The following is a 20930-nucleotide window of genomic DNA, read 5'->3' as shown; positions in this document are numbered from 1 at the left end:
TTAATAATTTAAATATTGGGACAAGGGGATTTGGTAATGTTTTTTAATCGGCAAGAATTATATTTTATTGTAACTTTGCAATAAGGTGAAAAATTCTGAACTACATAAACTTCTGATTAAGTTAAACTTGGAAAATACTGTTTTTTATAAAAATGAACAGGATGGCTCTTATGATTTTGATTTTCATCCGGATATCCTAAATAAAATTAAAAGAATTTCTCCCGATGCAGTCTATGTATTCAATAACCAACCTTTATTACTGTTTTTTGATTTAACCAATTCTGATGATTTAAATAAAGAATCTGAGATACATAAAAAAGTTTGGTCTTTTGATAATTCCCCAATCGTTTTTATATTAAAAGACAAAGATATTTCTATCTATAATGCTTTAAATTATATCAAAAATAAAGATGGTAGAGGCGGTTATCTCCAAGAGGTTGAAATATCTGATGAAGAAAGAGACGAGAAATTTTCTTTTTGGAGTTTGCAGTCGGGGGAAACTTGGGCTTGGTTTCAAGATGAATACTTGTCTAAAAAAAACGAAAACCAAACACGGGTTAATCAGAGACTATTTCAAAACATTAAAGATGTACGAAATTATTTAACTGATAAAACAAAATCAAATTTTCTTGATGAGAAATCTGCCAATTCTTTGATTCTAAGATTAATTTTTATTCGATATTTAATTGATAGAGGTATCAAGATTGATGAGGCGTATATTTCAGGCGAATCACTTAATGAAAAAAGAAAAAACTTTATTCTTTTAATTTCAGAACCTGAAAAACTCAATCAATTATTTGAAAGACTTAATGATAATTTCAATGGTGTTCTTTTCAAAGAGACAGATATAAAGTTAAATCAAATTCAAGCAAATTATTTAGCTGATGTTTTTAAAGGAGAGCTTGAGCAACAAGGCTCTTTATTTGAAGGCTCTTTCTTTGAGATTTTTGATTTTTCAATTATTCCTGTTGAAGTAATATCGGGTATTTATGAATCTTTGATTGATGATGAGACTAAAGATTTAGATTCAGCAGTTTATACTCCGTCTTTTTTAGTTGATTATATTTTATCAGATACTGTTGATAAATATCTGAATCAAAATAATGTTTCAGAATGTAAAATTTTTGAGGTTGCAGTTGGCTCGGGAATATTCTTAGTTCAATCTTTGAGAAGAATGATTGAAAAAGAAATTGAACTTAATGGAGATTCAAATAAAAATGAATTTAGTAACAAAATTAGAGAAATTGCTAAAAATAATCTGTTTGGAATTGATATAAATGAAGAGGCTCTAAAAGTTACTTGTTTCTCAATTTATATAGCATTATTGGATTATCAACAGCCAAAAGACATTGATAAGTATCCATTCCCTAATCTTTTAGGGACTAATCTTTTCAAAGCTAATTTCTTTGATAAGTCACATGATTTTAATAAAGTAATAAAAAATAATCCACCAAAATTTATATTGGGGAATCCACCATGGAAAAGCAAAAAAGAAGATGTAGTTCATGTTAAATGGTTAAAGGACAATAAAAAAACAGTTGGCAGATTTGAAATTGCTCAGTCATTTCTTTTGAGAGCTAAAGATTTTATGAGTGATGAAACACAATCGGCACTCATTGTTACTAGTACAATTTTCTATAATGTTTCACAAAAAACTAAAGGATTTAAAAAGGATTTCTTAACTACATTTTGTGTAGAAAAGTTTTTTGATTTATCCCCAGTAAGAAGATTAATTTTTGAGAAGAAAAATAGTCCTGCTAGTATCGTTTATTTTAGACTATCAAAAGATAATGATTGCCAAAAGAATATAATTAATCATCAATCAGTTAAATTTAATCGTTTTATCAAATATTTCAAAATGTTAGTTATTGAAAGGTTTGATCAAAAAGCGTTACCACAGAAATATTTTTTAGAAAATGATTGGATGTTTAAGGTTGCCTTATATGGAAGTTATTTGGATTTTAATTTCTTGAAAGTATTACCTCAAAAAAATATTGGGTCAATTATCAATAATAACACTATCTATAAAGGGGCTGGTATAGAAAGAGGGAAAGATCCGAATTTTTTTCCAGAATTAATTGGAATGAAAATTTTAGAAAACTCTCAGATTGAACAGGGCTACACTAATACCAAAAATTACAAATCTCTAAATAAAGAAGACGTTTATTTGTCGAGGGGGAGAGATAAAAATATTTTTTTGGGCAATAAAGTTTTATTTAAAGAACAGGCTCTTAATGAATCAGAACCACTAATTTCTTTTTCAAGTGAGGATTTTGTTTTTAGAAAAGGGGTGTTTTCTATCTCTTCAAAAACTGAAAATATTATATTATTATTATATTCTTTACTTAAATCTGATTTAAGTCAATACTTTCTTTTTCTAATTTCTGGTGCCTGGGGAGTAGCAACTAGACCCGCTATAAGATTTGATGAAGAATTACTAAGGATGCCATTGCTTGATTTTGATAAATCAGTATTAGAAAAATTGGTTAATAATGCTAAATCAATTATTGAATATTATGCCACTTTTTATGACAAATTTAATCTTGGAAAGCCTTCTGTAAATCATTTTTTGCTCCAAAAAAATAATCAAATAATTAATGACTCTTATGGTGTCAAAGACTACGAGAAGGATTTAATTGATTATGCTTTAAATGTCTCTCGTTATCAGTTTCAACAAAGCAAACAGCATCTTGTTACTAATTTTAATGATTCTGACCACCGTAACCAAAAACAAGTTTTAGAGAAATATGCCGATGTTTACATAAAAGAATTTGAGGAAATATATTATGATGAGTTTGTAAAAGTTGAGATTTTTACAATGAGACATTTCATTGCAATGAATTTCATTATTACAGACAAAAAGCCAAAAGAAAAAATATCATATCCTAAAAATACTGATGAAAAAGATGTTTTGGAGAAACTGGCAAATAATTTGACTATTGAAAGAATAACAGATACCAGCGACCCATCAAAAAATCTATATATTCAAAAGGATATAAAAGGATTTGAAAGTGATTCTTTTTATATTATAAAGCCAAATGAATATAAATGTTGGCATCGTGCAATGGCATGGTATGATGTTGCAGAATTTAAGCAGGCTATTCAAGAAGCAGAATTAAAACGTCTTAATAACATTTCTGCCAATGATTAGTAACGCCGATAATTTTAAAAAGAATAGAAATCGGGTTATAGAATCTCATGTTAGGAAAATAATGAGATATGTAATTGACTGCTATCATCTTATTTTAAAGGATGGAAAGAAATATGATTATGCTACAAGGGGGAAAATAAAGCAAGAAGATTTTTTAAGAAATGGACTTGTTGATGATTATATGAGGGAAAATATCAATCTTTTAAATGACAGCCCCATTAATGAATATTCAATAGAGAATTTTATCAATAAGGAATCTGCTGAATCATATTATGATGCTAAGGATGGTTTAATGCATGACGATAAAATAGATATTAAAATTGATTATCCTTATTTGAAATTAGATTTAGAAGATAAGTTGACTTATTTTGCAATAGAATGTAAAAGAATTAAAACTAATACAGATTCTATTGCTTACATAGGTGATACTATAAAGTTTTCACAGAGAAGCTATGTAAAAGGACGAATACCTTATGAAGGGCAAATCGGATTTATTGAAAACCCCAAAATATCCCATTCTTCAATTTTTCCAATAATAAATAAAAAGTTAAAATCTAATAAAAATTTGACTACTATTAAAGATTTGCAGTCTGAGATTCTTGCACCAAACTTTGAAGGTTCTTACAGGTCTCTACACCAAAAATCAAATGAAACAAAAGACAAGTTTTCAGTCTTTCACTTATTGTTCGATTACTCCAAAATCGTTCTAAATAATTATGACTAAATTAAGAAGGTTGAACTGAATTGATTTTGGTCCCTACTTCAAAAATCAGGGACAAATTCAAGGGATGTTCAATATTGTTTATAACGCTTTAATGTTTCTTAAATATTTGTAAATTATTTAAAATCAACGAAATGAATATTTATTGTGTTTTATTGAAGTATATTAATATTCCCCTACGGGCTACAAAAGAGATTCATTATTGGATCTCTTTTTTGTTTATTCATACTATTTAATTCACCTCATCCTTCATTACGATATTCTAAAATCTGAAAAAACAAAAACCTCCATTATACAATGAAGGTTTTTAAGGAGAATGAATAATATTTAAAATCTAAATTCCGAAATTTACGAAAATGCTGAACCGAGATTTGGCTTCAATATCTCCTCCGGCAAGATTTGTGTAAGCAGGAAGCATTACTTCACTTCCCAAACTGAATTTTTTGTAGGAGGCTTCAAAACCCAGCTTTCCGTATAAAGCGCTTCCGGCAGTTTTAGGCATTACTTCTCCAAACTGTCTGTTCCAGTCGTAGACTTCTCCCTGCATTCCAAATTTTCCTGAAAGAATGCTGTTTTCATTTTTCCAGAGTCTGTAAAATCCCGTTGCTGCATAATTCCACTGGTTACCGAAACGGTAATGTTTTTTGTTTTCTGTTTTTAAAGTATAATCTGTATTCAGCAATACCGCCAGTTTATCTTTCTGAAATTTATAATTCAAAACCATCTGATAATCCCAACTTCCTGTTCCGAGCTGAAAACTGGGATTTACTCCTGTGATTCCTTTTTCATCAAATTTTCCGATCGGAATTTTCACGCCGAAACCTCCATTCAGTTGATGGGAAGAATCTTTGGAATCGATAATCTGATAGATTCCCATTACATTCGCATCTCCGATTCCTTCAATTTTGATATCTCCCTGCAACGTTTTTTTGGTGTGAAACTGAAACGGAATACTTGCATATACACTTACATTTTTGGCAACCGGAATTTTTCCCCAAAGCTGAACCGTATTGAAATACTGATCCTGCGTAAGATCATTGACGAATAAATTTTCTTTGGCTCTGTAATGCTGTGCAAAATATTTAACGCCGATAAACTGAGGATTCAGTAAAGATTCAAATCCGGAAGAACCGTTTCCTGCGGCGCAGCCACATGCATCACAATCATCAAAGAACAGTGGATTGAGTTCTTTGGGAATAAATAAACTGTCATGGATTTCTTTTGCCTGACTGAAAAAAAATCCGGCTAAACCCAATGTTAAAAATATCTTCTTCATAATTTTATTATTCTGCAAATTTTGGATTCGTTATAAAAGTTTTATCGCTTAACGTTTTCAGAAATGCGATGATGTTCTGTTTTTCAGAAGCGGTCATAGGAATTCCGATGTGTCCGTTTTGCTTCAGCAACGGATCGAGGTTGGGCTGGTTTTCTACATTATCAGAATAAAAATTCATAACCGCTTCCAAACTGTAAAGTCTTCCGTCGTGCATATAAGGTGCTGTATATTCTACATTTCTGAGGCTTGGAACACGAAATTTCATATTGTCATTCCAGTCTAGCGTTACACGATATCTTCCTCTGTCGTCAAACTGCGGATTATAATACATTCCAGTATTCCGATAGCTTTCATCAGTAAATAAGTCTCCCGAATGACAAGATGCGCATTTATTCTGAAACAGAGCCATTCCCTGATTTTCTTCTGCTGAAAATACTTCTGTTCCTTTTTTCATCCTGTCGTACTTTGAATCCGCGGAAATCATGGTTGCCATAAACTGCGAAATTGCTTTGAGAATTTTTTCACCGGTAATGTTTTCGTCACCGAACGCTGCTTTAAACATTTTCTTGTAATTTGCATCAGCATTTAATTTTCCTACCGCTTCAGGAAGCGAGCTGTCCATCTCAAAATCTGTGGTAATGGGAACCAGAGATCTTTCGTCCAGATTGTGACTGACTCCGTCCCATGTGTAATTTTTCAGAAATGCCATATTCTGTATTGGTGGTGCATTTCGGATACCTAATCGGTCATCAATTCCATGACTTACGGTGTGACCGTGATGGGTAAAAGCATATTCCTGAATATGGCAGAAACCACATGAAATGGTATTATTTCTGGATAATTTTCCTTCGTAAAAGAGTTTTTTCCCCAATGCTACTCCATTCACCGTGACCGGATTTCCTGTAATATCAAAAGTGATGTCCGGAAAACCCGCAGGTTTGTCGAGACGATAAGCTTCATCTTTTGGTAAAGGCTCCAAAACCTCATCTTCCGTGCAGGAAGTCAGGGGAAATACCACAATAAAGAGAAAAATCCAAAGAGAGCAGAATTGCCCTCTTTTGGATTGTATGAAAAAATTAATCATTGTGAACGTGATCTACTTTAAACATTTTAGAAATATTATTGGTAACATTCACCAAATGCTGGTTTGATCCCATTGCCATGTCGTTAGAAGTATCCAATGTTAAAGCAGTCTGTCCGCTCAGATATTGGTTAAGATCCGCTAAAATGTGAACCGATGGTGTAATCTGTTTTGATACTCTTGCCGTTGAAGGAAAATCAAGGGTAATTTCACGGTAAAGATCTGCAGTGTTGTTTGCTGCAGTGTTCCCCATATTTCCACAATGGTTCATAAATTCTGTAGTGGCTGAAGAAGTTCCGTATTTACCTTCCAGTTTTGTGAAGATGTATCCTGCCGCCCAAGACCAAGCCATTCCAGCAGTTTTTGCTTTCTGCCAGAAAATTCCCTGTCCGCTTTGCCCCAAAAGATAAGCTGACTGACTGATGCCTAAACCGATTCTTACTTTTTTATAATTGTTTTTAGGAACTTCTTTCAGGTTGATGTAATTAATTCCGGCAACAGCTTCTGCCTGATCTACGATAAAGGCTCCGTTATCCGGATCGTTGTAATGGTATTTGAATTCTCCTCCGTTTTCATCGATTAAAGTGATGTTGCTGATTACATATTTCAAAGTAGAAAACTGGTGTTTTTGTCCGTTAACGGAAGTTTGTGTAGTCTGGTTTAAAACAATATCTCCAAGGTTATTGAATCCGTTTTCGAATTTTAGCTGTAAATTTCCCGGAGTCGTGTCCAGAACTTCTTCATCGTCATTATTGCTGCAAGATGAAACGGTAAGTAATGTAATTGCTACGAAGAGTAATGATAAGAATTTGTAAATTTTCATTTTGATTAAATTTAATTGTAAAAATTATTATTGTTTAGTATTTATTTTTTGATAAATTTTAAAGTTTCATGTTCTTTTTTCCCAAAAAGCTGAAGGAAGTATACTCCCGGTTCTAAACTCTGAACGGTAAGTACAGAATTGTTTTGAACGGAATTGTTTCCTGTAACATCTCTCCCTGAACCATCAAAAATTTTGATGCTTTTAATCTGATATTTCGCAGTTATATGAATGACCTCATCTGCCGGATTAGGATATATGGAACTGGAAACGGTATGCTTAATCTCATCCTGAGTAGAAAGTGTTCCGTTGAAGATAAATTTCTGGATGCGGTGGTTTCCCATGTCTGTAACATAAAGATCTCCGTTTGGTGCCACAAAAACTCCTCTTGGACTTTTGAATTGATCTGCTCCACTTCCATTTCCGTTTCCTCCTGCAATCACATTTCCGCTGGTCTGTCCTTCTTTCCAGGAAAGGATTCTTCTTCCTGTGTATTCAGCAATAATCATTGTTCCGTTGTTCATCATAAAAATACCGTTGGGTGCTTTCATTTGATTATTAGCGGTTCCGGAACCATTGCCTCCCGCAACTGTTACTGCATTTGTACTGCCTGAAGAAAATTTCTGTACCCTGTTGTTAATATAATCTGTTACATAAAGATTCTCATTGTTATCTACATAGATGGTTCCGTTAACAGAAGGATTGGCTAACTGATCTGCATTTGCGCCATAAGTACCCGCAGCAGCCAAAGTTCCGGAAGAATCTCCTATTGCCCATTTCACAATTCTGCTGTTTCCTGCATCAACAATATAGAAGGTGTTTCCTCTGAGATAAAATCCACCGGGCTTGTTTAGTTGATTAAGTGCTGCTCCTTCTCCATTTCCTCCGGCAACAGTAATTCCTGTTACGGCATTGGGGTCCCACTTTTGAATTCTTGCATTAAACGAATCCAGAACATAGATATTCTTATTATCGTCTACCCAAACACAAGTAGGAGTATTAAGCTGATTGGAATTGCCTCCCGAACCATTTCCTCCGGCAACAGTAACTCCCTGATTTAATGCCGAATCCCATTTTACAATTCTATGGTTTTGAGTGTCTGTAATATATAGATTGCTGCTGCTATCAATAAAAACAGAGTAAGGAAAATTAAGCTGATTATTTGCACCGCCCGCTCCGTTTCCTCCGGCAACGGTAATCCCCTGAGTATTCCACGAATATTGCTGGGAGAAAATAAGATTGAAAAAAGAGAAAACTATTACAGATAATATTTTTTGAAACATATCTTTATAAAATTTCGATCCGGGATATTTTTGCTCCGGATATATATTAAACAAATAAGAGAATCGGCAAAATGCTCTAATGAACTGATCTGTAAAAATCAATTATGGAAACGAAACGATTTCTTAAACCCATTCTGTTATGAGCAGATCCCGATTCTCTTGAAGAAAAAAGTTTTGTTGATATTTTTGAGGAATTTTCTGAACACTATTTTACAGGATTTTATAAAAAACACAGTTTTTATTTTCAGCATTGCGTATCCTCTGAAATATAAGGAGACCAAAGCCCAGCGATTACAGCCGTGGCATTACAGCTAAACGTTTAATTTTATGCAATTGCTGAACATTGACATTGTAAAACAATATCAGAAAAACCTTTATAGATTGTCCGGAAAATTATTCTTCTGCATTTTCAGAAACAGAAGAGATTATGCTACACTAATGGAGGATGAAAAACCTGAAAATAGTGTAAATGATGATAAGAATCGGCACTGAATGTACCGACAGTATTTTTCAGAATATTTGATTTGAGGATGAAGCTGTCGTCTAAACTTTCATTTACGATAAAGATATCTATGGAATTCAGACTTATTTTCTGACTGCTTTTGTTTCCCTGCTCCTGAGTTTTTGAGAGTTCTTTTGAAAGGTAACATTTACCGTTACACATTAACTCTGGTTTCATTCTGTTTTCACAAAGTTCTTTAGTTATATAGTCGTAATTAACTGTATAATCTATAAATGGCAATATCGGACGTATTGTCATCTGAATAATCATGAAAATAGAAATGATATATTTCACGGAGCAAATTTAATAATACTTTTTGTTTTGTTATATGATATTAAACATAAAAGGGCAACTTACAAAAATTAATAAGCTGCCTTTTATATCAATCAATTAATGTTCATCCTCAGCAGAACACAATCCTACAATTGTATGGAAAGTATCGTGCAGAGCAGTAAGAGATTTTGTAATATTTGCATCAGAATCTTTTTTCTTGATTTGTTTTTCAAGATCCTGACTGTCCTTAGAAAGTTTTGCAATGGCTTCCTTAACGCCTTTTTTGTTAAATTCAGCAGGAACAGCCGAAGTTTGCAATGCTTTTGCTTTTGCCGCCATTTCTGCTGCTCTTGTTTTGATAGGCTGAAGATTGCCTTCTTCCGCAGGATGGAAAGTCTGAGACATCACGGTATGAAAATCTTTCATAGCCTGCCAATCGTCAAATTTCCCTTTTTTTGCTTTCGTCGCTTCTTCGTATCTTCTGCTGATTTCTTTCCAGTTGGTTACGTTCCAGATCGCGGTTAAATAATCTGCTCTTTTGTTCTGATATTTCAGGTAATATGCGTGTTCCCAAACATCGATCCCGAAAATAGGGGTTCCTTTTTCTTCTACAACGTCCATTAAAGGGTTATCCTGATTGGGTGTTGAGGAAACAAATAATTTTCCGCTCTTATCCACAGAAAGCCATGCCCAACCTGATCCGAAACGGTCGGCTCCTGCTTTTGCCATCTTCGCTTTAAAAGCATCCATGCTTCCGAATGCTTCATTGATTGCTTTTGCCAGTTTTTCAGAAGGTTGTGTATTTTTTTCCGGAGTTAAGACGGTCCAGAACAACTCGTGATTGTAATGTCCTCCTGCGTTATTTCTTACGGCAGCCGGTAATTTTGAAGCATTGGACATGATCTCGAACAGGGTCTGTTTTTCCTGCGGCGTTCCTGCGATTGCTTTATTCAGGTTTGCAACATAGGCTGCTGCGTGTTTGGAATAATGAATTTCCATTGTCTGTGCGTCGATATTTCCTTCCAACGCATTGTAAGCATACGGCAACGGTGTCTGCTTAAACTGTGCAAACGCAAACTGCGCTGCAAAAACTGCACTCAGAGCAGCTACTTTCAAAATCTTCATACTATTTTATTTTTATGTGATTTATTTTGGCTGGGAGACAGATGATGGAAGCCTGAAGTTCTTTTACATACTCCATAAAACTTCCAGCCTCTAACTTCCATTTTCCAAACCTCTATTTCAATAATTTTTTAATATCCTCTATCAATATTTCTCTGTCGGGATGGTATTTTCCTGTCAGTTTCGGAGTTTTTCCTTCCGGATCTTCATAATTTAATCCCGAATAATACAGGATCGGCATATTGTCTTTATTGTATCGGCAACGGATATTTCCTTCTTTATCTACAAGGGCAATCATTCCGCTATGATTAAGACTTTCGCTTTCATCTTCCTTATCTCCGACATAAATATTGAACTGATCTGCTAATTTACCAATATAATCTCTGTTTCCGGTTAAAAAATGCCAGTTCGGAGATTTTACGCCAATTCTTTGTGCGTGTTCTTTTAATGTCTGCGGAGTATCATTTTCCGGATCAATGCTTATAGAGATGATTCCGAAATCCGGATTGTTGATTTCATCTTCAATGGCTCTCATGTTGGTATTCATCACAGGACAAATCGTGGGACATTTGCTGAAGAAAAATTCTACCAGATAGACTTTTCCGAGCATATCTTTATTGGTAACCGTTTTGTTGTTCTGATCGGTTAATTTGAAATCGGGAACTTTCATTACGGTGTACAGATTCTTTTTGAAATACCCCATTCCGACACCTATTCCCAGAAAAAGCAAAGCAATAATCACAATCGGAACGATTACTTTGCTTTTGGAATTGCTGGTCTTTTTATTTTTTGGCATATTTCTCAGGATTCTTTTTGAATTCGTCTTTACAGTAAGCACTGCAAAAACCGTACGTTTTATTTTTATAGACTGCCGTATCTTTCATATCGGCTTCGGTGGGCATATTGCAGATGGGATCTACTGCATTGGCAAATTTCACTGTTTTTGTTCCGGAATTTGCGGCTGTTTTTGCTTTTTTATGCTTTACTTTAGGGGTTTCCTGTGCACATGCCATTAATGAAACAGACAATAGTACTGTTAAGATAAGTTTTGATTTCATTTTTATTTACATTGGAATTAGTAATGATATTTGAATAAAAAATTGATTGAATTTTAAACTAAATTTAATACTTACTGAATTAATTTAAACCATTAAGAAGATTGAAGAAGTTAAGTCTTATTAAGAAATCATATTGATTTCAAGCTTCTGATATATATAAAGCAAGTCTAAAACTCTTAAAAGCTTATTGAAATTTATCCGTTAAAATAATTACTGAAAATTTAGTTTAAAACTTTACACTAAAGGAGGATGGAATATTCTGGAAAAATATTCTGAAGTATGGAAATTGATGTAACGTGAGTCTGAGTTTTTGTTTAAAACACTCAACTGACTGTTATCTGAAAAGGAAAGTATTTCATGGGATATAAATACATCGAGTCCTGAAATCTTTACCGTCTGATTGGTATTGGACTGTTTTTCTGTTTTTGCCAGTTCTTTGGCAACGTAGCATTTTCCTTTGCAGGTGGATTGCGGAATGTTTCTGTTTTCGCAAAGGTTTTTTACGATGTAGTCATAATTAACGGCATAATTAATCAAAGGCAAAACGGGACGTAATGCAATCGTAAAAATGATAAATATGGAAACGAAAAACTTCAATGATGTATTCTACTTTACAAATATACTAATGAAATTTTGTTTTTAAGACAGATTATGATGAAAGTCAGTTTTGGCAATGGTTTAATTGTACGCTTTATTTTCGCAGAGATTTCTCAAATTCCACAGCTTCGGATAAATAATTTAAAGCATTAAAAATCCGCAAAATCTGCGAGGAAATTTTCTATTTTCTCCCGCGGATTTTGCTGATAATGCTGATTATTATTTTACCACGACTCGCCGATTTTTCTGCGTAATCCAGATAATCTGCGAGAGCTTATATTTTCTCCCGCAGAGTTTGCAGATAAAGTTGATTAATATTCTACCGCGAAAACCAAGGATTTTCACAGATGAATAAAATGCTTTATGATGATTAAAGGAATCTGCGAAATCTGTAGGAGAAAATAAATTTTGGCTAAAGCCGGATTGAAAAATTTATCCTTGCAAACGGGCTAAAGCCCGTTCCTATTGATAAGTAAACATATTTTAACAATATGTGCGCGATATAATAAAATTCTATCATCCTACTTCCCTCTTCCGGCTTATTAAAACTTCATCCGTTGAATTCTTACCGCATTTAAAATGGCAAGTAAAGCGACTCCGACGTCGGCGAAAACAGCTTCCCACATGGTTGCCAAACCTCCTGCCCCGAGAATAAGAACAACGGCTTTGATAGAAAATGCCAGAATGATATTTTGCCACACAATTTTTTTTGTCTGTTTTCCAATGTTGATTGCCATCGGGATTTTACTCGGCATATCATCCTGAATGACAACATCTGCTGTTTCAATTGTCGCATCACTTCCCAATCCGCCCATCGCAATTCCGACATCGCTTAACGCTACAACAGGAGCATCATTCACTCCGTCGCCTACAAAAGCAACGGTTTGATTTTTTGCTTTTATTTCCTTTACTTTATTCACTTTGTCTTCGGGAAGCAGATCTCCGTAAGCATTCTGAATGCCTAAAATATCGGCGACGTGTTTCACCACAGAGGATTTATCTCCGCTGAGCATTGTGGTTTTTACTCCTAAAGATTTTAATTTATTGATGGTTAATTGTGCATCAGTTTTAACAGAATCTGCAATTGTTAAATACCCTACAAATTTGTTGTCATATGCAACAGCGATTAAAGTGTACACGATATTTTCAGTCTGAATATCATATCTGATGTTGAATTTATCCATCAGTTTAAAGTTTCCGACCAGCAATTCTTTTCCGTTGATAACTGCCTTCAAACCGTAACCCGCAATTTCTTCTGCATTTTCCAACAGAATTGAGTGATCGACTTCTCCCACATATTCATGAATGGCGGTTGCTACAGGATGTGAGCTTTTGCTTTCAAGAGCATTGACGAGTTTTAAAATTTCATCGGTATTAAATTCATCATTAAAATTAAATTCCTGTACTTTGAATACGCCTTCCGTCATGGTTCCGGTTTTATCCATAACAACGTTCTGAACATTTGCCAGAATATCTAAGAAATTGCTTCCTTTAAATAAAATTCCGTTTCGGCTTCCTGCTCCGATTCCTCCGAAATATCCCAAAGGAATAGAAATCACCAACGCACACGGACAGGAAATCACTAAGAAAACCAATGCTCTGTACAGCCACGCTCTGAACTGATACTCTTCTATAAATAAATAAGGTATAAATGTGATTCCGATTGCTAGAAATACGACAATCGGGGTGTAGATTTTCGCAAATTTCCTGATGAATAATTCGGTGGGAGCTTTTTGAGCAGTCGCATTCTGAACGAGTTCTAAAATTTTGCTCAGTTTGCTGTCTTTGTAAGCGGTTGTCACTTTTACTTCGCTTACTGTATTGAGGTTGATCATTCCGGCCAGAACAGTTTCGCCTTTTGTTTTGGTATCGGGTTTACTTTCTCCGGTTAAAGCAGAAGTGTTAAATGATGCGGTTTCAGATAATAATTCTCCGTCTAATCCTAATTTCTCTCCAGATTTTAACTGAATAATATCTCCGATGTTTACTTTTTCGGCTTTCATAATCTGAGGTTTTCCATCTTTTAAAACGGTCACCTCGTCGGGACGCTGATCGAGTAACGATTTGATATTGCTTTTGGCTCTTGTTACTGCCATTGCCTGAAAAACCTCGCCAACGGAATAAAAAAGCATGACCGCAACGCCTTCCGGATATTCTCCGATCGCAAAAGCGCCCACGGTTGCGATTCCCATCAGGAAAAACTCGGAAAATATATCTCCGCTTTTTATGCTTTCGAACGCTTCCTTCAAAACCGGAAGACCAACCGGAATATAGGCGATGAAGTACCAAACCGGACGAATCCAGCCGGAAAACCATTCAGCTTTGATGAAATTATCCAAAGCGATTCCTATTAATAACAATCCAAAAGAGATGATTGCAGGAAGAAACAGACTATAAGCAGACTGATCTCCCGTCTCATGAGAATGATCGTGGTCGTGACCTTCATGATGATGTTGGTGTTCTTTTTTCGGTTTTGTGCTGCAGCATTCTTCCATAAGTTAAATTTTTATTCAAAATTACAGACAGAACCCGTGCAATACTATTGCAAACTTTCCAGACAGTTTTCGCAGATTCCTTTTGCAAAAAGCCTTATTTCGTCGATCCTGAATTGGGTCTGAATGTTTTCGGGAAACGAAATATCTTCTTTACAGGTGGTCTGTTTGCAGATTTTACAGTAGAAATGAAGATGCCAGTCTTTGTGGGTATGTTCATCACATCCATCGTGGCAGAGTTTGTATTTTGTTGTTGTATTTTCCTGAATGCTGTGAACAATTCCTTTTTCTTCAAATGTTTTTAAGGTTCGGTAGATTGTGGTGCGGTCTGCATTTTCAAAATAATTTTCAATTTCCGACAGAGAAAGGGCGACTTCCTGAGAACTTAAAAAATCATACACCAAAATCCTCATGCTTGTAGGTTTGGTATTTTTATTTATTAATTTATTCTCAATGTCCTTTTTCATACGATTCTATTTAGCATATCCATTTCAAAGTTAGTGGTTTTAAAATTTGTTTCTGTGAATGTTCATTCTATTTTAATAAAAAAAGCTAAACAGCAAAAAAGAGCGGTTCATTACAAACCACTCATGAAAAACACACTGCTTCAAAATACTGAAGTGTTAGTATAATCTTTGGATCGACAGATAAATTACTCTCATATTATCGTCTGTACTTGTTGTATTCATGTTATCAACTGTTGGGAAATAATAGACTCTGTACCATTTATTATCTAAAGAAAGATCCATTGTAAGTACTTCCTGATGTCCTCCTTGCCCGCTTCCTTCTGTTCTTGGTATTGTAGATCCTAAGATATCATTATATCCTACTCCATAGTAAATTCCGTTATCGAGTTCCATGTACGCAGAAGGAGCAAGGGTAGCTCCTGAACCTGTAGGTGTACTTGGAGCCAACAGATAATTTGAGGCATTAAAACGGTCTACGTTGGTTAAGGCACTAAACCACAGTTTCACGGGAGATGAAGATGTATTTACCAGTCTTGGCCACATCGTTACGCTTCCGTTTCCTCCGTTGGAAGCTCTGTTGAACCATGCATCAAGTCTTACTTTCCCTCCGATAATCGGCAAATCTGCAACAAAAGCACTCATCCAGCCAAAGACATTTGCGGAAAATTCGGCTTTGTAAAATACGAGATCTCCGGGAGCCAGTCCGTCTCCTGCTCCAATTACGGCATTGCATATTTTGCCTCCGATATTTAAAGAAAATGTAGTTGTAATGGGACTTGTTACGGTAGGTGTTCCGGAAACGGTATAACTCAGCGTTCCTGAACCGGAGTTAAAATTTCCTGCAGATAAAGTTGCGGTAAGTCCGTTTACAGGACCGATCGTCTGTGCAGCATAAATTCCTCCGTTTCCTCCGGTATAAGGGACATTCATTGTTCCGGTATAAGGAACTCCTGTTGTGTATGTACTTGGAGAGAGGGTAATTCCGTTACAGGTAATTGTTCCTACTGTTCCGGGGGCTAAAGATCCGTTGTTGAAGGTTCTCCATTCTGTTCCGTTCCAAAAAACATAGCCGTTATAGACTAATCCTCCGGTTCCTAGATTGTAAACCAAGAGTCCTGTTGCCGGAGAAGGGATGGTGATCTGGTCTGTCTGTGAAGTTAGCGCTGCTTTCGGACCCAAAAAACCTTTTTTGCTTCCTGAAGCCAATCCGTCTGCATTCACGTCCAACAGTGCAGAAGAATTCGGTGAGTTGGTTCCAATCCCAACATTACCGGAAGAGGTTACCACAAAATCATTTGCCTGTTGTGCAGCCGTAGGATTTCCTGTTGATGGATTGTCTTTTGCTCCGTCTACATGGAAAATCTCTTTTGGATTGGATGTATTAATCCCCACTTGGGAATAAAAAAGATTAAAGGCCACGATGGTCATCGATAAAATAATTTTTCTCATAAGAATGTTTTTTTAAGGGATTTTGAAAAAGACTTTTTAAAAACTCATTTTCAGTTTTGCTTCATTTGTTGTTTTTAGAATTTATAGACTCTGATTGATCTGTTTATTTTTTATGCAGATTAAATATTCTTTATATACTGACTTTATGAAAAATCGGAATGACGTGTTTAATTAATATTCATTATCAATTTATTTTCTCTAATTTTGAACTCTATTGTTCTTTTTGTTTGTAATAAATAAAAAAAGATCTTCATCACCTTGTCACAAAAATGCCCTATTCTTAGGAGCATTGATCTTGTACATTTTTTAGTTAAAAATTGTTTTGCAAAGTTATTTCCTCTGATAAATCAAAAAAAGAGCTATGCAAATCATAATTCTGAAAATGATTTACAATGATTATATTTGCTTACATATCAATACTTTAAAAAAGTCATTTATTGAAAATGCCTGCTTAAACTTGTAAAAATGAAGTAAAATACAAATGAGTACAAAATTTGAACAAATTGAAAAACTGAAACAGGAACTCATGGACAGGTATGTGATTCTCATGCTTGCCATTTTAGCTTTTTATATTTTTATCTTTACATTTTATACTTATGATAATTTTCTTATCTGGTATTTGGGATCGGCATTATTTTTTCTGGGATACACTTATTTTCTGATGAGAAGAAGATTTAAACAATCTACAATTGTTCATCTTCATCTTTTAATTGCGCCTCTTTTCAATATTTATATTGTACTGGCATTTTGGGATTATTCTGTGGTAAGTTTTTGCTGGTATCTACCAATTCCTATCGGAGCCTACATTTTCTTTACAAAAAAAGAGGTTTTTCTTTACACGCTTTATACCGTACTTATTATTTTAGCCTGTTATTTTATTACCGCAAATTTCAATCTGGAATTTCCTGAACGGACCCAGAAAACGGTTTTATTTACAGATATTATCATCATTATTTCTAATATTTTAGTGGTTACGCTGCTTATTTATTATAAAGACAAAATAAGAAGGCTGGAAATTCTTTCGGAATTTGAGAAAACAGAAGAGATAATAATTGCAGAGGATAAAAAAACAGCGGATATCTCTGCCGAAAGTACTGCCGAAAACATAGAGAGTATGGAAAAACTTTTTTCCAGAATTGAAATTTCCATGAACGAAAAACTGTTGTTTAAGGATATGAAATTCAACCTTTCTGCTTTGAGTGTTGCATTGGAAGTTAACAGCAGTTATATTTCAAAAGCAATCCGTTACAAAGGATATCCTAATTTTAACAGTTATCTGAATACGTGCAGGGTAAATTATGTGAAAAAACTATTCACCGAAATCGATTTTCAGAAAGCAACGTTAATGTATTTGTACACGGAAGCCGGTTTTTCGAACCAGTCGACTTTTAACCGTGCTTTTAAACAGATTGAAGGGATAACGCCTTCGGAATATTTCCAGAAACATCTTAAAAATACCATTTAATTGTGTTTTTAAAATGTGCTATCTTTGGATAAATTATTTTCAATGAAAATTCTTATCGTGAATGGTCCCAATCTGAATTTATTAGGAACCCGAGAGCCCGAAATTTACGGAACAGTTTCCATGGAGGATTATCTGGATCGTCTAAAAACCGATTTTCCTTCGCATCAACTGGAATATTATCAGTCTAATATCGAGGGTGAAATTATCAATCAGCTTCAGAAAGATGAATTTGATGCCCTGATTATTAATCCGGGAGCTTTTACGCATTATTCTTATGCTATTGCCGACTGTTTAAAGAATATCCGAAAACCAAAAGTTGAGGTTCACATCAGCAATATTTATAAAAGAGAAGAATTCCGCCAGAAATCTGTAACTGCGGCAAATACGGATGCTGTTTTATCCGGTTTCGGGATGGAAGGTTACAGACTGGCTATTCTGAGCCTGAGGTAATTTTTCAACGAAAATCTGCAGGAATACAAATAAAAAATCCTCATCGCACGATGAGGATTTCTATTTTTAGTTGGTTGTCTGCTCCTGTAACTGAGGACCGGAAGGAATTAATTTTTTACCTTCTTCGGTATTGCAGTACTGCTCAAAGTTTTTAATATATCTTGAAGCTAAGTCTTTTGCTTTTTCTTCCCATTCAGAAGCATCATTGTAAGTATTTCTCGGATCTAAGATTCCTTCTGAAACATTTGGCAATGCGGTAGGAACTTCCAGATTCATAATCGGAATTCTTGTTTTCGGAGCATTTTCGATAGATCCGTCGATGATCGCATCGATAATGGCTCTTGTATCTTTCAGAGAAATTCTCTTTCCTGTTCCGTTCCAGCCTGTGTTTACCAGATATGCTTTTGCACCGTGTTCTTTCATTTTCCCGATTAATGTTTTAGAGTACATTGTTGGGTGCAATGTTAAGAAAGCTTCCCCGAATGCAGGAGAGAAAGACGGTTCCGGAGAGGTAATTCCTCTTTCAGTTCCCGCTAATTTCGATGTATACCCGCAAAGGAAATGGTATTGTGCCTGATCTTCATCCAGAATAGAAACCGGAGGCAATACTCCGAAAGCATCTGCTGAAAGATAAACGATCTTTTTTGCGTGTCCTGCTTTTGAAGGCAGAACAATTTTATTGATATGATAAATAGGATAAGAAACTCTTGTATTTTCTGTAATTGATCCATCTGTATAATCTGAAACACCATTGTTTACGACAACGTTTTCCAAAAGCGCATCTCTTTTAATGGCTCTGAAAATATCCGGTTCTTTTTCTTCCGAAAGATCGATTACTTTTGCGTAGCAACCTCCTTCATAGTTGAAAACTCCGTTGTTATCCCAACCGTGTTCGTCGTCTCCGATCAGATATCTTTTAGGATCTGCAGACAAAGTTGTTTTTCCTGTTCCTGAAAGTCCGAAGAAAAGAGCTACGTCTCCTTCTTCTCCTACGTTTGCAGAACAGTGCATTGAAGCCATTCCTTTCAGCGGAAGGTAATAGTTCATCATTGCGAACATTCCTTTTTTCATTTCTCCGCCGTACCATGTTCCTCCGATAATCTGAAGTTTTTCAGTAAGGTTGAACATAACGAAGTTTTCAGAATTCAGTTCCTGTGCTTCCCAGTTTGGATTCGTTGTTTTAGAACCATTGATTACGGTAAAATCCGGCTCACCAAAGTTTTCCAGCTCATAATGAGAAGGACGGATAAACATATTGGTAACGAAATGTGCCTGCCACGCTACTTCAACGATGAACCTCACTTTTAGTCTCGTATCTGCATTGGTTCCGCAGAAAGCATCTACTACATAAATTTTCTTTGCAGCAGCAAGTTGGTTCAGCACTAAATCTTTACAAGACGCAAAAATTTCCGGAGTAGTCGGCAAGTTTACTTTCCCGTCCCAGAAAATGGTTTCTCTTGTAACATCATCCTGAACTATGTACCTGTCTTTAGGAGAACGACCTGTGAAAATTCCTGTTTTTACTGATACTGCACCAGATTCCGTAAGCTCAGCTTTCTCAAAGCCCTGATTTTCAGGAGAAACTTCAGCCTGATACAATTCTTCGTAAGACGGATTGTACACTACTTCGTAATTTCCTTTAATCCCTAATTTTTCTAAATCTTGGATGATTTTAGCGTGTTTCATTTTACTTATATTTTCTATTTCTTTTTTGGGTATAACAAAATTAAATATTAATTAATTGTTAAAGGTGGTTAAATATAATGATATAAGTCAGAATGACAAATAAAAAATAAACCTTGTAAAAAATTGAAAATCAAGCAATTATTTCAGACCATTCGAAAATCGTGTGAAAACCTTTTCCCCAAAAATAGTCCTTAAAGCCATCAAATTTTGAGCTCATTACAAAATCTCCTCCCCAAGCTCCCAAACTTTTGACAAAAACAGGGCAATCTGGAAAAAATTTAGCCTTAACTGTAGGAATTTCAAGAAAATCCGATATTTTTTGCTCATGAATCAACATTAGTTCAGAAAAATTTTCCAATTCGTTGCATAGTAAAATATTTCTTGTAATATCCGAAAATTCATCAATCCGTTTTTGAGACCTGGTTTTAGACTTGTAAAAATTAATTCCTTCGCGGCTGTCCTGTTTCTGATTTAAATGAATAAAAATCAATTCATCTTTAAAAGAAGGATTAAAATTTACCTTTTCATATTTAATTTCAGGAACACTTTGATACAGCACTGCCGATTTCTCTTTTGCCACAGCAATATCGTATCCGCTTCCGCCCAGACTTATCTTATTTAAATAAAACGGATCGATCTCCGCCCATTCCGCAAGATTGGTCATTAAAGTAGAACTGCTTCCAAGTCCGTAATCCGCAGGAAACTGAAGGTTGGTCTTTAAATGGTAAGTAAAATTATTTTTGAATGTAATAGCAGAAAGTGACTGAACATTTTTTAAGGTTTTTAAAATAAATTCAGCACTTGCCGGAATGTTGGTTTCTAAAATCTGCCAGTTCTGATAATCGATGACAGCTTTCAGCCATAATTTATTTTGATGATAGGCTTCCCAGAAAATGAGAGATTTTTCATCGTGAATTTCTTCAAAAGAAAACTCTTGTCCCAGCTTGGTAGGTACCGCTAAGACAAGAGCTCCGTCCATTGCGAAATATTCTGAAGTAAGCATCAGCTTTCCCGGTGAAAATATCTCGCCCATGATT

Annotated in this window: 17 protein-coding genes and 1 pseudogene; 4 read left to right on the top strand and 14 right to left on the bottom strand. The window is 35.0% G+C overall.

The features are described 5' to 3' along the window. Nucleotides 1-127 precede the first annotated feature (127 nt). Together QWT87_RS15000 and QWT87_RS14995 are read left to right on the top strand one after the other, a co-directional pair. Complete coding sequence (locus QWT87_RS15000) at nucleotides 128-3151, top strand: Eco57I restriction-modification methylase domain-containing protein (protein ID WP_228050545.1); 3024 nt, start codon at nucleotides 128-130, stop codon at nucleotides 3149-3151. A gap of 61 nt (nucleotides 3152-3212) precedes the next feature. Next, complete coding sequence (locus QWT87_RS14995) at nucleotides 3213-3875, top strand: hypothetical protein (RefSeq protein ID WP_139351752.1); 663 nt, start codon at nucleotides 3213-3215, stop codon at nucleotides 3873-3875. A 331-nt stretch (nucleotides 3876-4206) separates the two neighbouring features. Here QWT87_RS14995 and QWT87_RS14990 read toward each other — a convergent pair whose 3' ends face one another. From QWT87_RS14990 to QWT87_RS14935, 12 genes and pseudogenes are all read right to left on the bottom strand, one after another. Further along, nucleotides 4207-5148 carry a transporter gene (locus QWT87_RS14990; RefSeq protein ID WP_302716903.1) on the bottom strand — a complete coding sequence of 314 codons (942 nt, stop codon included), beginning with the start codon at nucleotides 5146-5148 and terminating at the stop codon, nucleotides 4207-4209. Between the two features lie 7 nt (nucleotides 5149-5155). Beyond that, nucleotides 5156-6232, bottom strand: a complete 1077-nt coding sequence (locus QWT87_RS14985) for a cytochrome-c peroxidase (protein ID WP_302716901.1) — start codon at nucleotides 6230-6232, stop codon at nucleotides 5156-5158. Next, nucleotides 6225-7052 carry an MbnP family protein gene (locus QWT87_RS14980; protein ID WP_116097412.1) on the bottom strand — a complete coding sequence of 276 codons (828 nt, stop codon included), beginning with the start codon at nucleotides 7050-7052 and terminating at the stop codon, nucleotides 6225-6227. Before QWT87_RS14980 ends, QWT87_RS14985 begins: the two co-directional genes overlap by 8 nt. Nucleotides 7053-7093: 41 nt before the next feature. After that, on the bottom strand, nucleotides 7094-8332 hold the full coding sequence (locus tag QWT87_RS14975) for a T9SS type A sorting domain-containing protein (protein ID WP_302716899.1): 1239 nt from the start codon (nucleotides 8330-8332) through the stop codon (nucleotides 7094-7096). A 430-nt stretch (nucleotides 8333-8762) separates the two neighbouring features. Then, nucleotides 8763-9128: a hypothetical protein gene (locus tag QWT87_RS14970; RefSeq protein ID WP_123891948.1), complete on the bottom strand. Its 366-nt coding sequence runs from the start codon at nucleotides 9126-9128 to the stop codon at nucleotides 8763-8765. A 444-nt stretch (nucleotides 9129-9572) separates the two neighbouring features. After that, a pseudogene (locus QWT87_RS14965) lies at nucleotides 9573-10232 on the bottom strand (superoxide dismutase); the annotation flags it as partial. A gap of 112 nt (nucleotides 10233-10344) precedes the next feature. After that, nucleotides 10345-11025 (bottom strand): SCO family protein, encoded by a 681-nt coding sequence (locus QWT87_RS14960; protein WP_302716895.1) that lies wholly within the window; start codon nucleotides 11023-11025, stop codon nucleotides 10345-10347. Next, complete coding sequence (locus tag QWT87_RS14955; protein WP_302716893.1) at nucleotides 11012-11287, bottom strand: YHS domain-containing protein; 276 nt, start codon at nucleotides 11285-11287, stop codon at nucleotides 11012-11014. The genes QWT87_RS14960 and QWT87_RS14955 overlap by 14 nt, the downstream gene beginning before the upstream one ends. Before the next feature lie 234 nt (nucleotides 11288-11521). Further along, the gene (locus QWT87_RS14950; protein WP_271160220.1) at nucleotides 11522-11884 is read right to left on the bottom strand and encodes a hypothetical protein; all 363 of its coding nucleotides are present in this window, start codon (nucleotides 11882-11884) and stop codon (nucleotides 11522-11524) included. 542 nt (nucleotides 11885-12426) lie between these two features. Then, nucleotides 12427-14379, bottom strand: coding sequence for a heavy metal translocating P-type ATPase (locus tag QWT87_RS14945; RefSeq protein ID WP_302716892.1), 1953 nt, complete (start codon nucleotides 14377-14379; stop codon nucleotides 12427-12429). 44 nt (nucleotides 14380-14423) lie between these two features. Beyond that, nucleotides 14424-14843, bottom strand: coding sequence for a Fur family transcriptional regulator (locus tag QWT87_RS14940; protein WP_302716890.1), 420 nt, complete (start codon nucleotides 14841-14843; stop codon nucleotides 14424-14426). A gap of 156 nt (nucleotides 14844-14999) precedes the next feature. Further along, entirely contained in the window at nucleotides 15000-16292 is a 1293-nt protein-coding gene (locus tag QWT87_RS14935; RefSeq protein WP_302716888.1) for a hypothetical protein, read from the bottom strand. Nucleotides 16293-16773: 481 nt separating this feature from the next. Between QWT87_RS14935 and QWT87_RS14930 the strand changes: the two genes are divergently transcribed. After that, nucleotides 16774-17757: a helix-turn-helix domain-containing protein gene (locus QWT87_RS14930; protein ID WP_302716885.1), complete on the top strand. Its 984-nt coding sequence runs from the start codon at nucleotides 16774-16776 to the stop codon at nucleotides 17755-17757. Between the two features lie 42 nt (nucleotides 17758-17799). Next, nucleotides 17800-18207: a type II 3-dehydroquinate dehydratase gene (locus QWT87_RS14925; RefSeq protein ID WP_302716882.1), complete on the top strand. Its 408-nt coding sequence runs from the start codon at nucleotides 17800-17802 to the stop codon at nucleotides 18205-18207. A 66-nt stretch (nucleotides 18208-18273) separates the two neighbouring features. On the opposite strand, the gene pckA is transcribed toward QWT87_RS14925, so the two are convergent. Both pckA and QWT87_RS14915 read right to left on the bottom strand, forming a co-directional pair. Next, a complete protein-coding gene (gene pckA, locus QWT87_RS14920; RefSeq protein WP_185207735.1) occupies nucleotides 18274-19893 on the bottom strand; it encodes a phosphoenolpyruvate carboxykinase (ATP) in 1620 nt (539 codons plus the stop codon). A gap of 130 nt (nucleotides 19894-20023) precedes the next feature. Continuing rightward, nucleotides 20024-20926: a GYDIA family GHMP kinase gene (locus QWT87_RS14915; RefSeq protein WP_302716880.1), complete on the bottom strand. Its 903-nt coding sequence runs from the start codon at nucleotides 20924-20926 to the stop codon at nucleotides 20024-20026. Nucleotides 20927-20930: the final 4 nt, after the last annotated feature.

Origin of the sequence: Chryseobacterium urinae, assembly GCF_030518295.1 — a bacterium.
GTDB classification, from domain to species: Bacteria; Bacteroidota; Bacteroidia; order Flavobacteriales; family Weeksellaceae; genus Chryseobacterium; species Chryseobacterium mucoviscidosis.
This window is presented reverse-complemented; position numbering and strand designations above follow the sequence as displayed.